This is a genomic window from Corallococcus macrosporus (assembly GCF_017302985.1).
Classification (GTDB): domain Bacteria; phylum Myxococcota; class Myxococcia; order Myxococcales; family Myxococcaceae; genus Corallococcus; species Corallococcus macrosporus_A.
The window spans coordinates 441,549-453,488 of the sequence record NZ_JAFIMU010000002.1 but is presented as its reverse complement, the minus strand read 5'-3'; the positions used below and the strand labels follow the sequence as shown (position 1 = coordinate 453,488).

The 11,940-nt window shown below is 71.0% G+C and carries 8 protein-coding genes; 2 read left to right on the top strand and 6 right to left on the bottom strand.

Annotated elements, in window-relative coordinates; genetic code table 11:
- Positions 1–60 precede the first annotated feature (60 nt).
- Both JYK02_RS02245 and JYK02_RS02240 read left to right on the top strand, forming a co-directional pair.
- Positions 61–2,010: a LysM peptidoglycan-binding domain-containing protein gene (locus tag JYK02_RS02245; protein WP_207048196.1), complete on the top strand. Its 1,950-nt coding sequence runs from the start codon at positions 61–63 to the stop codon at positions 2,008–2,010.
- Between the two features lie 41 nt (positions 2,011–2,051).
- On the top strand, positions 2,052–3,014 hold the full coding sequence (locus tag JYK02_RS02240) for a L,D-transpeptidase family protein (protein WP_242588293.1): 963 nt from the start codon (positions 2,052–2,054) through the stop codon (positions 3,012–3,014).
- Here the strand turns inward: JYK02_RS02240 and JYK02_RS02235 are convergent, their stop codons facing one another.
- The 6 genes from JYK02_RS02235 to JYK02_RS02210 form a co-directional block, all read right to left on the bottom strand.
- Positions 3,015–4,772, bottom strand: a complete 1,758-nt coding sequence (locus JYK02_RS02235) for an AAA family ATPase (protein ID WP_207048659.1) — start codon at positions 4,770–4,772, stop codon at positions 3,015–3,017.
- Positions 4,773–4,857: 85 nt separating this feature from the next.
- Positions 4,858–7,410: a protein kinase domain-containing protein gene (locus JYK02_RS02230; protein WP_207048195.1), complete on the bottom strand. Its 2,553-nt coding sequence runs from the start codon at positions 7,408–7,410 to the stop codon at positions 4,858–4,860.
- 108 nt (positions 7,411–7,518) lie between these two features.
- On the bottom strand, positions 7,519–8,283 hold the full coding sequence (locus JYK02_RS02225; protein ID WP_207048194.1) for a hypothetical protein: 765 nt from the start codon (positions 8,281–8,283) through the stop codon (positions 7,519–7,521).
- Positions 8,280–9,566, bottom strand: coding sequence for an FtsX-like permease family protein (locus JYK02_RS02220; RefSeq protein WP_207048193.1), 1,287 nt, complete (start codon positions 9,564–9,566; stop codon positions 8,280–8,282). Before JYK02_RS02220 ends, JYK02_RS02225 begins: the two co-directional genes overlap by 4 nt.
- Positions 9,563–10,267, bottom strand: a complete 705-nt coding sequence (locus JYK02_RS02215; RefSeq protein ID WP_207048192.1) for an ABC transporter ATP-binding protein — start codon at positions 10,265–10,267, stop codon at positions 9,563–9,565. Before JYK02_RS02215 ends, JYK02_RS02220 begins: the two co-directional genes overlap by 4 nt.
- Positions 10,264–11,919, bottom strand: a complete 1,656-nt coding sequence (locus tag JYK02_RS02210; protein WP_207048191.1) for a hypothetical protein — start codon at positions 11,917–11,919, stop codon at positions 10,264–10,266. Before JYK02_RS02210 ends, JYK02_RS02215 begins: the two co-directional genes overlap by 4 nt.
- Positions 11,920–11,940 lie beyond the last annotated feature (21 nt).

Below are 11,940 nucleotides of genomic sequence, written 5' to 3'. Positions count from 1 at the left end.
AGAAAGCTGGCGAATACTGCGGCCTTCGCCTGCTTCTGGGCGACCTCGCCTGGCGTTCCCATGCCGCTCTCTCTGCTCCTGCTAGCCCTGGCCTCGGTTCCCTCGTCGCAGGGCGTGGCGCCGTCACCGGTGCCGCCGCCCGGCGTGCATGCGGTGCCCTCCAAGGAAGCCTCCCTTCTGACGGCGGACGGCAATCTGGCCACGCCGCCCTCTCCCATCGAGGAAGGCGAGGAGACGGAAGAGGTGGAGAACGAGTCCGCCGAGCTGGAGGAGCTGCGCGCGCTGGAGGGCGCGACGCTGGACCCGGAGGCGAAGCCGAACGCGGAGATGATGCAGTCGCTGCGGCGGCTGGGCCTGACGAACCCGTTGCGGCTCCGAATGTTGGACGCGCTGGAGGAGCCCACCTTCCGCGAGGACGACACCGCCCCGCCGCTGGCGCGCATCACGGACCTGGCGAGCTTCGACATTTCGCAGGTGAAGGACCGCTACGACATCCCGGTGGACATGCAGCCGCGGGTGGCCGAGTACATCCAGTTCTTCCAGGGCCCCGGCCGCAAGTGGTTCCGCAAGTGGATGGCGCGCTCCACGCGCTACCTGCCGGTGATGCAGCCCATCCTGGAGTCCAAGGGCCTGCCCCGGGACACGGTGTACCTGGCGATGATCGAGAGCGGCTTCTCCGCGAACGCGTACTCGTGGGCGCACGCGGCCGGGCCGTGGCAGTTCATCTCCAGCACGGGCAAGCAGTACGGCCTCAAGCAGGACTTCTGGGTGGACGAGCGGCGTGACCCCATCAAGGCCACGCACGCGGCGGCGGCGTACCTGAAGGACCTCTACGGCGAGCTGGGCCACTGGTACCTGGCGTGGGCGGGCTACAACACGGGCTCGTACCGGGTGCGCAAGATGGTGACGCGCTACGGGACGAACGACTTCTGGGTGCTGGCGGAGGAGCCAGGCCTGGCGAAGGAGACGAAGCACTACGTGCCCAAGCTCATCGCCGCGGCGCTGGTGGCGAAGAACCCCACCGCGTTCGGCTTCTCCGAGGAGGAGTTCCAGTACGAGTCCACGCTCGAGTACGACGAGGTGAAGCTCACGGACGCCACGGACCTGGACGTGGTGGCGCGCGCGGCCGGGGTGAGCGTGACGGACGTGCAGGAGCTGAACCCGGAGCTGCGGCGCTGGTGCACGCCCCCGGCGACGGCCGCGAAGCCGTACGTCCTGAAGCTGCCGCGCGGCACGACGACGCGGTTCGCGGAGAACCTCCAGAAGCTGTCGCCCGCGGAGCGGCTGACGTTCCGGGTGCACACGGTGAAGCGCGGCGACACGCTGTCGCAGATTGCCCAGAAGTACGGCACGGCGCCGGAGGCCATCCTCCAGATGAACCGGCTGAAGAGCGCGCGGGTGCTGAAGGTGCGCGCGGAGCTGGTGATTCCGGTGCCGGCCAACGGCCGGGGTGGCAGCGGTGACGCGGGTGGCGCCATCGCGACGAAGGTGGCGCAGGCGCGGCGCAGCGGCATGGTGGCGACGCGGCCGGAGGACGAGATTCCCGCGGGCACGCCCCGGGGTCCGGTGGCCGCCGGTCCGGTGAAGACGGAGAAGGTGGATGGCAAGACGCGCATCACCTACGGCGTGCAGGAGGGCGACAGCCTGTGGCTCATCGCCAACCGCTTCCAGGTGTCGGTGGACGACCTGAAGAAGTGGAACAACCTGCCCAAGCGCAACCGCACGCTGTCGCTGGGCACGCTGCTCGCGGTATGGCCGCCGGACGCGAAGGGCGCGGCGCCCGCGAAGGTGGAGGAGCGCGGCGGCACCATCGTGGTGGCCAACGCCGTGGCGGGACAGGCGCCCGTGGGCCCCAAGGGCGCAAAGGTGCACACGCTGGCCGAGGGCGAGACGCTCTGGTCGGTGTCGCAGCGCTACAACGTGTCCGTCCAGGACATCATGAAGTGGAACCACATCAAGGACCACCGCACGGTCCCCACCGGCAAGCTGCTGTCGCTGAGCGCGCCGTGACGGGGTGATGCGGCGGCCGGGGCCTTGCAGTCCCCGGCGCCATGCTCGCATCCGCACTGCTTCGAGAGTCCCCGCTTCTCCTCCGTGAACCGACCGACGCGCGCGACTCCGCGTCGCTCCTGTCCGTCCTGCCCCGTGGAGCGGAGCGTCCGGGGGACAGGACGGCGTCCGAGGCCAACTCGCTCACGCGCTTCAGTGGCCCGGCACCGAAGGTGGAACCGGCGCTCCCCACGCGGCTGCCCGCGACCGCGCTGGAGCATCCGCGCTTCGCCGGTTCGCCGCAGCTCGCGGACGTGGCGTCCGGGGTGACGGTGCTGGGCACCGGAGCGAAAGGGGACGGGCTTCGCGCGGTGCAGGGCGCGCTCCTGGACATGGGGTTCGCGCTCTATGGCGGCGCGGACGGGCGCTATGGACCGGACACGGCCCGAGCGCTCCGCAACTTCCAGGTGCATGCGGGCCTGCGCTCCAGCGGCGTGCTCGATGCCGCCACGCTGCGGGCCCTGGAGGCGCTGGCCCCGGCTCCGGGCTCACGCGGACAGGCCCGCGCCCTGCCCTCCCCCTTCTACGCGGGCCAGCCGGTGCGCGTGGTCATCGCCCTGCGCGAGCACCGCACGTTCCTCTTCGACCCGGCGGGCCAGCTCGTCGACATCTTCCCCAACGCCGTGGGCACCGCCACCACGCCCACGCACGCGGGCCTGAAGCTCGTCAGGGCGAAGCTGGATCAGGTGGCCACCGAGGACGCGGGCGCGCGGCTGTGGAACGACCGGCACGTGTTCGGCGCGCGGCTGCTGGACCTCTCCTGGGCGGATGGCCACCGCAGCGGCGAGGAGCTGCACGGCACCAGCGCCCCCGCCCTGCTCGGGGGCGACGTGTCCCACGGCTGCATCCGTCACGCGAACGAGGACATCCTCGTGCTGCATGACGCGCTCGCCGCGGGCGACCGCATCGCGGTGGTGGAGACGCTCCAGGACCCGCACCTGGGCGTCCCCGTCACCACCGGCTGACTACTGCTCTTCCAGGAGCATCTTCAGCTCGCGCACGCGCTTGCTGATGTAGTCCCGGTCCAGCTTGCGGAAGTTCTCCGGCAGGAGCGCCCGGCTGGTGCATTCCTGCACCGCCACCAGGTTCTGCATTTCAATCTCCAGCGGGTAGCTGGGCGGCACGAAGTCCGCCAGCACCGCGGCCAGGTCGTCCTTCGTCACCTGGTCGCGCCCCTCCGCCAGCGCGCGGAACTTCGAGCGCACCATCACCGCTTCGATGTCCGCGCCGCTGAAGGCGCGCACGCCGCCGGGGATGAGCGCGGCGAAGGAGTCCACGCCCTCCACCGACACGCCGGTCTTCTTGCTCATCGCCTGGAACAGCTCGTTCCGCTCCTCGTCCGTCTGCGGATAGAAGAGCGCGAGGTGCTCCTCCGCGCGGCCCTGGCGCTTCAGGTCGATGGGCAGCAGGTCCGGGCGCGCCGTCAGCAGGAACCAGACAATCTTGCCGCGGTACTGCGTGTTGCCCATGAAGGACGCGATGGAGCCGAAGATGCGGCTGCTCGTGCCCGAGTCCCCGCCGGAGTCGCGGTTGCCGAGGAAGGTGTCCGCCTCGTCGACCATCACCGCCACCGGCCACAGGGCCTTCAGCAGGTTGAAGATCTTCTCCAGGTTGGACTCCGTCACGCCCTGCCACTGGCTGCGGAAGTTCAGGAACTTCACCACCGGGATGCCAATCTCACCGGCGAAGCAGCTCACCATGAACGTCTTGCCCGTGCCCACCGGGCCGCTGACCAGGTACCCCATGGGCATGACCTCGATGCGGCCCTTCTTCAGCGCGGACGCCGCCTGACGCAGCATCTGCTTGGCGGGCGCGTGCCCGGCCACCGCGTCCAGCGTGTGCGCCGGCTCGATGAACTCCAAGAGGCCGTGGCACTCCGCCTGGATGAGCTCCTTCTTCTTCTCCTTGAGCAGCTCCGGAGTGATGCGCACCTCCCGCTCCAGCGCCTCCGTGAGCACGCGGTCCAGGTTGATGCGGGACAGGCCGGCGGTCATCTTCGCCAGGCCCGCCAGCGGGACCTCGGACACCGTCTGGAGCTTCTTTCCCTCCAGCTTGGAGCGCACGTACTCCAGGCGCTCCTCCTCCGTGGGCAGCGGCAGCTCGATGGGCGCCACGTACGGGTTGCGGCTGATGCGCGGCGACACGTCCGACAGGTTCTCCGCCAGCAGCACCACCGACACGTCGCCCGCCAGGAACTGCGGGTCGTGCGCCCACTTGTCCAGTGTGGCCACGACGAAGCGGTCCTCCGCGGACAGGTGGCTCATCTCCCCGCCGGGGACCAGCGTCTCCGCGTAGTCGATGATGAGCGCCATGGAGCGGCCCTCGCTCAGGCGCATGCGCAGGAAGTTCTCCAGGATTTGGAGCGCGCGGCCCGGATCGCGCGGCAGGACCTTGGAGAAGTCCGTGCCGTACATGGCGTCGTAACCCGTCATAGCCCGCGCCAGGTCCTTCTGCGTCTCCGGCGTCGCGGAGCGGATGCCCGACGAGCGGTCGTAGAAGAGGACGTGGTCGCGCCCGCCGAACAGCTCCTCCGACAGGAACGTCTTGAGCGTCCCGAAGCCGCGGCCGCCGTCTTCCAGTTGCAGGGGCTGCAGGTCCCGCACGGCCCCATACAGCAGGAAGGTGCTGACGGTCTTCGTGTAGTACTTGCGCGCCAGCTGCTGCGCCCACCGGGGCAGATCCGCCAGCGGATCCGCCTTGTTCACCTTGCGCACCTTTGTCACGGACATCCCTCCGGCGTCGCTCCCCCCAGGGACATCCGGGGGGAGGACCCCCAGGCCTACCTTAAGTGTCAGGGCCGCGGTGCCGCTAATCGCGGCAGCGCGCCTGCTTCTTCAGGGCTGCTTCCACCTTGACCGTGGAACCCGCCGGCGTCGGCGTCCCCACGGATACGTCCGCGTCCGCGTGGCATTTCGCCTTCAGCGTCAGCTCGCGCGTGCCCCACGGCACCCGGACGTTCACCGGGGTGACGACGCCCAGGTCCTTGTTGCCCAGGAAGACGGCCGCGCCCTCGGGCGTGGACTCGACGCGCACGTCCACCGGCGAGCGCTCCAGGTTCGCCACCACGTCCAGGCCGTTGTTGTTCACGGTCAGCTTCTTGATGAACGTCCCGTAGCCCGGAGCGGAGACCTCCACCAGCGGGTTGTCCTCGCTGAGGGAGAAGTCGCGCAGCACCTGATCGCGGACGCCCTGCTTGCGGGCCACCTGGCCGTCGATCTTCACCTCGGCGTCATCCGGCTGGGTCTTGAAGACCACGAGCACCGAGCGCGACTGCTGCTTGAGCTGCACCGGCACCTGCGTGGCGTTGGCGCCCTCGGACACCATGACGGACTTGTTGAAGGCGTCGTAGCCGTCCGCGGTCACCACCACCAGCACGTTGCCCACCGGCAACTGCTTCAGGATGAAGCCGTTGGACGGGAACTTCTCCGGAGGGCCCGCGTTGATGGACACCATGGCGCGGTCCTTCGCGTCCGGCGTCTTGAGCTCCACCATCACGTAGCCCTGCGCGGCCTTGCTCGGAGAGAAGACCAGGGCCACGCCCACCAGCATGAACAGCGACGCCACCGCGACGACGCTGTAGAGCAGGCGCTTGTCCATGCCCTTGAGGCCCAGGCCCCGGGCACCGCCCTCCTCGGGCGCGTTCTTCGCGCGGGTGTCCTTCGCGGGCGGCTCGCGACCCGCGGGCGGACGCGGCGCGTTCGAGCCACCCAGGACGGGGGGCGCGGGCGGGCGCGGCGGGGGCGGCATCGGCTCCGGCGGAGAGTCCGGCCGGACGATGCGCGGCAGCTGGCTGTCGTTGCCCCGGTTGGGCGTGCTGCGCGGCGCGGGCGCGTCGTGGGCCATCAACGTGGGCACGTTGGTGAGCGACGGGCGCGGCGGCGCGGCGGTCAGCACCGGGGCGCTGGTCCGCGGGGACGCGGAGGGAATCTGGGGCAGCGACGAGGGCGGCGGGATGACGGCGGTGCGGCCCGACACGTCCTCGCCGTCATCCGCGTCCGCGGGCGCGGCCGGGGACTCCAGCGGCGTGACGGCGCGGCCAATGGCGGCGCCCGGCTGGGTGGTGGGCTCCGGCGCGTCGTTGAAGACGGCGTCGCGGTCCACCATCTGCGTCGCCAGCTCCTCGTCCTCCTTGGGCGAGGGCGCGGCGGGCGCGGCGGTCAGCTTGGGCAGCGCGGCGAGCGTGGGCGAGCGGCGGGCACCCTGCCCCGCCGCGTTGTTGCCGCCGGAGTTGGAGGCGCGCGGCGGCGGCGCGGAGACGGGCTCCACGGCGGGCGCGGAGGGCGCCACCGCCGGGATGTTGGTCATGCTCTGCGTGGGCACCGGGGACGGGCCGCTGAAGCCCGCCTCGATGGCCGCCAGCATGCCGTCCGGCGCGCGGATGTCCGCGTACTCGGCCAGGCGCTGCTTCTCGCGCTCGACCTCTTCGGCGAACGTGGACTTCATGTACTGCATGAGGTCCTTGCGGCCGAAGATGGAGTCGTTCGTCAGCAGGAAGCGCTGAAGGTCGTCGCCCAGCTCGCTGGCGTACTGGTAGCGCTCCTCCACGTCCTTCGCGAGCGACTTGAGGACGATGCGCTCCAGCGCCTCCGGGATGCGCCGGTTGTACGTGGACGGCGAAGGCACCTCCGCCTTGCGCACCTTCTCCAGCACGGAGAAGTCGCTGTCGCCCACGAAGAGGCGCTCACCGGTGAGCATCTCGTAGAGGCACACGCCGATGGCGAACACGTCCGAGCGGCGGTCCAGGGGCAGGCCGCGGATCTGCTCCGGGCTCATGTAGCCGAACTTGCCCTTGAGGATGCCGGCCTGCGTCTTGGTCGCCTTGCCCGCCGCCTTCGCGATGCCGAAGTCGATGACCTTGACCTCGCCCTCGAAGGACACGAGCACGTTCTGCGGCGAGATGTCGCGGTGGACGATGTTGAGGTCGCGCCCCATCCCGTCCTTCTTGCGGTGGGCGTAGTCCAGGCCCTCGCACATCTTCGCCACGCAGAAGGCGACGAGCGGCACGGGCGCGGGCTCACCCTTCTTCCGGCAGCGGTCGAAGATGGCCCGCATGTCCTTGCCGGGGATGTACTCCATCGAGATGAAGTAGCTGCTGGCGATCTGCCCCAGCTCGTAGATCTGCGCGATGTTGGCGTGGGTCAGCTGGACGCTGATCTTCGCCTCATCGATGAACATCGAGATGAATTCTTCATCCTCGGCGATGTTCGGCAGGATGCGCTTGATGGCGACGAGCCGCTCGAAGCCACTGGCGCCGAACTGTTTGCCGCGCCAGACCTCCGCCATGCCGCCGATGTTGACGCGGTCCAGGAGGAGATACTTCCCGAACGGGATGGGTTGCCGCTTCGGTTGAGAGGTCGTCACTTTGAGTGGGGGTCGAGTCCTTGCAGGGAGCCTATCGATCGCGGCTCCGAAGGGTCAACCGCGCACGCGGACCTATTTCCGCCCGCTTGCTCTCCAGGCAGCCCTGACTCAGGGCGCGGGGGATGCTTCAGCGCCCCCATCCACCACCGTGGGGATCTCCAGGTCGATGCCCGGCACGGCGTCATTCTCCTCTGGGACCTGGGCGTGCACGGCGGCGGAGCGTGGCTCGCCCCGCACGGAGAGCACGGCCGGCGCACCAAAGCGCACCTCGGCGGGCAGCCCGACCAGCGTCACCCACGCCTGCCTGCCGTCCCCGGCGACGCAGTAGAGCAGCGTGCCGGGACGCGTTCCGGGAGCGTCACGGACCGGGCCCTCGCAGCCGGTGCGCACCTGGAGTGTGTAGGCCGGCACCGGCACGCCGCGCTCCAGGTAGGGCGGCGCGCCCAGCGCGTCCACGAGCGGCTGGAGCACCTGCGCCCGAGAGGGCACGGCCTCCACCGTGGCCAGCTTCTGCGCCTCGGACTGGAAGCGCCGCAGCGCCACCGCGCCCAGCTCCGGCGAGTCCAGCGGCGTCCGCCCCTCCGCCAGCACCAGGTCCGTGAAGAGCGCGACCACGAGCAGGATGGGCAGGAGCCGGTAGCCCTTGAAGCCCTCGGGCTTCTTGCGGAGCAGCCCCGCGAGGAACACGGCCAGCGCCACCCCGGTGAGCCCCAGCACGACGCTGGTGCGCACGACGGACGGCGGCGCCATGAGCGCGGAGACCTCCGCGGTCCGGGCGCGCAGGGCATCCGCGAGGTCGCCCCCGTAGATCCAACCCAGCGCCACCACGCACCCGACGTTGGCCAGCAGCGTCTTGTACGAAGGGCGGCTCATCCCGCCAGCGTCCTCGCCGGATCCGTGGCGGCGGCGCGGCGGCTGGGGAAGTAGGCCCCCGCGAGCGCGGCCACGAGCCCCAGGAGCACGCCTCCCAGCACCACCGCCACCGGGAAGGAGAAGAAGCTCTCCGGCTTGAAGGGGAAGTTGGGCAGGTAGCCCTTCGCGAGCCGGTCCACGAGGAAGGCCAGGAGCAGCGCCGCCGCCGTCCCCGCCGCGCCGCCCAGCATGCCCACCACGCCGGCCTCCGCCAGCACGATGGCGCGCACGTCCGCGCGTGAAGCCCCCACCGCCTGCATCACGCCAATCTCCTTCGCGCGCGCCCGCACGGACGAGGACATGGCGTGCGCGATGTTCACCGCGGCCAGCACGCAGATGAGGATGGAGAGCAGCGCCAGCGCGGACGTGGTGAGCGCCACCGCCGCGCCCGCGTTCTCCGCCAGCCGGCGCTCCTGATCATCGATTTCGAAGCCCATCCCCTTCACCGCCTCCACCAGCTCCGGGACGCGGGACGGATCCGCCGCCACCAGCGTGACGCCGGAGTAGCTGTCCGCGTCCGCGCCCGAAGCGCGGTTGATGCGCACGGCGGTGTCCAGCGGGATGGTGATGCCCGCGAGCATGGCCCGGTCGGACGCGCCCACCACCTGCGCCTGCTGCGTGGTGGTGGGCCCGCCGGACGTGGCCGCCACGTAGGAGCGGTTGAACTCCACCGGGAAGCCGAAGCCGATGAGCATCTCCGCGGACAGCTGCGGCAGCTTGCGCGCGGGCGCGAACGTCTTGTTGTACAGCTCCAGCAGGCGCGTGGAGATGAGCGCGGGGATGGCCTTGCCCTCTCCGGGGTCCTTGAAGTCCTTCGCCTCCGCGAGCCCCACGTCCTTCTGCACCAGGCCGGGGTCCACGCCCACCGCGAGGACCTCCATGCCCATGCGCAGGCGCGAGCCGAAGAAGACGCCGTCGTAGCGCGTCACCGCCGGCACGCGGACGTTCATCTTCCGGTACGTCGTCTCCACGCCGGGCAGCGCCGCCAGCCGCTCCACCGCGGCCGTGTCCAGCTTGCCGCCGCCCAGCAGGCCCAGCGACACCGCCGGGGGCACCACGTCCACCAGCCGCGAGTCCGTGGGGAAGATGCGCTCGCGGATGACGCGCCCGACGCCCAGCCCCAGGCCCACGAAGAACACCAGCGCGCCCACGCCCATGGCCACGCCGAAGGCGGAGAAGAACGCGCCCTTGCGCTCGCGCGCGAGGGACAACCTCACCAGTCGTGACAGCGCGTCGAACCTCACGGGGCACCTCGCGAGGCCAGCGGCGCGGGCGCGGAGGTCTCCTCCACCAGCCGCGCGTCCTTGAGCCGCAGCACCCGCCGCGCCACCGCGCTCATGCGCTCCTCGTGGGTGACCGTCAGCACGGTGAGCCCTTCCTTGTGCAGCTCCTGGAAGAGCTGGATGACGCCCGCGCCCGTGGCCGCGTCCAGGTTGCCCGTGGGCTCGTCACACAGGAGCAGCTTCGGGCCGCCGAAGAGGGCGCGGGCAATGGCCACGCGCTGGCGCTCGCCACCGGACAGGCGCACCGGCGCGCGGTCCTGCTTGGCGCCCAGCCCCACGCGCTCCAGCAACTGGCTCGCGCGCTTGCGCCCGTCCGCCGTGGCCGGACCGAAGTGCGACGGCAGGAGCACGTTCTCCAGCGCGGACAGGTTGGGGATGAGGTGGAAGGACTGGAAGACGAAGCCCACGTGCGTGTTGCGGAAGCGCGCCAGCTCCCGGTCGCGCAGGCCGGTGAGCTTCACGCCGCCCACCTCCACCTGCCCCTGGTAGTGCACGTCCAGGCCGCCCAGCAGGTGCAGGAGCGTGGACTTGCCGCTGCCGGACGCGCCCACCACCGCGACGAAGTCCCCGGCCTCCACGTCCAGCGACACGCCGTCGAGCACGCGCACGCGCGAGCCCTCGCCGTCCTCGTACTCCTTCACGACGTCGCGCGCGCGGATCAAGGCGTGGCCGGGGTGGTGGTCGTCGTGGAGCCAGCGGGCGCCGGCGTCAGCCGCAGGGACACCTCCGCCTGCAGCGCCTTGTCCTTGCGCGACAGGGCCAGCGTCACCGCGCGCAGGTCGTCCGTGGCGTCCAGCCAGCGCACCGTGGTGGCCTTGATGGCGAAGCCGCCAATGCCCCACGCGGCGGACGGCAGCGCCTTCACGGCGTCCGACAGCCGGCGCAGGTCCAGGAGCACCACCAGCGCGGCGTCCTTGCCCACCGCCTTCAGGTCCTCCGACACGGGGCCCGCACCGGCCGGCTGCGCGAGCGAGGCCAGCGTCGACTCCAGGCGCGCCCGGGGGCCCGCGAGCACCAGCTTGCCGTCCTTCGACAGCGCGAAGTGCGCACCCTCGCCCGCGCGGTACGACGTGAGGTAGGCCTTCTGGCCATTCATGTCCGTGGGCTCCACCTTCGCGCCGAAGCCGCCCGCGAATCCGGGGACCTTGTCCAGCGTGGCCTGCCCCTTCGCCACGTCCTTCACCTCCGCGAGCGCCACCAGGTTGATGAAGCGGAACGGGTTCGTCCGCCGCAGGTCCAGGTCCGGCATGCCCGAGGACAGGTTGACGGTGGGCGACAGCGACAGCGCGAACACCATGCCCGGCTTGAGGTTGTCCAGCACCTCCGCCTTCACGTCGAAGCCCGCGTTCTGCACCGCGCGCGTCACCTGAGAGCCGGCCAGGTACGGCCACACGCCGTCGAGCTGCGCGGGGTCACCCCGGTAGCGCGCGACCAGGAAGCTGTCCTGCGGCAGCCAGCCCGCGAGCGCCTCACCGCCCTTGGGCTCCAGCGCCGCGAGCGATGCCTGCGTGTCCGGCCACGGCGCGTCCGCGCGCAGCGTCACCGCGCGCTCCTCGATGTGGCCCGTGAAGGTGAGGCCCTGCACCGTGCCCGCGGGCAACAGGCCCGAGCCACCCGGCAGCCACACGTGGAAGTCGCGGTCGCCGGAGAGTCGCTTGAGGGACGCCTCCAGCACCGGCTCCTTCGCCAGGGACTGCTCCTCCGGCAGCGCCGCCAGCTCCGTCAGCCGCGCCACCGACGCGCCCGCGGACAGGAGCACCAGGTCGTGCTTGAGGAAGAGCATGCCCAGCAGCGGCTCCGTGGAGCCCGGACGGTTGAACGTGACGAGCCGCCCGGCATCCACCTTCGTGTCCTTCTCCTCCGTCGCGCCCAGGCGCGAGCGGGCGAAGGTGGCGAAGGTCGCCTTCAGCTTGTCCGCGTCCTTCACGCCGATGACGGACACCGCCTGCGTGCCGCCGAGGAAGGCCGCGCCCGCGCCGCGCTTCGGGTCGATGCCCGCGTCCTCCAGCGCCTTCCTGCTGCGCAGGTCCACGCCCACCTGCCGCATCACCGCGGACACGTAGCGCTCCGCGGAAGGGAAGTTCTGAAGCTGCGCGACGAACGAAGCGACCTTGAGGTTCTGGAAGCGCGCGAGCTTCTCGCCCAGCGTGCCCAGGTCGTCGATGACGACGGCCGCCTGCGCGGTGCGCGGCAGGTAGCGCGACACGCCCCGGGGCGAATCCGCCGGCCCCGCCGCCTCCTTCCCGCAGCGCGAGCAGCCGGCGAACACGACCAACAGCAGGACCAACGGGAGGAACCCAACGCGGCGGAGCATGGGCGTCAGGACAGGATGCCT

Excerpts from the sequence above, each read along its gene's own strand:
- JYK02_RS02240 (WP_242588293.1), top strand. The coding sequence starts at position 2,052 with ATGCTCGCATCCGCACTGCTTCGAGAGTCCCCGCTTCTCCTCCGTGAA.
- JYK02_RS02245 (WP_207048196.1), top strand. The coding sequence starts at position 61 with ATGCCGCTCTCTCTGCTCCTGCTAGCCCTGGCCTCGGTTCCCTCGTCG.
- JYK02_RS02210 (WP_207048191.1), bottom strand. The coding sequence starts at position 11,919 with ATGCTCCGCCGCGTTGGGTTCCTCCCGTTGGTCCTGCTGTTGGTCGTG.
- JYK02_RS02225 (WP_207048194.1), bottom strand. The coding sequence starts at position 8,283 with ATGAGCCGCCCTTCGTACAAGACGCTGCTGGCCAACGTCGGGTGCGTG.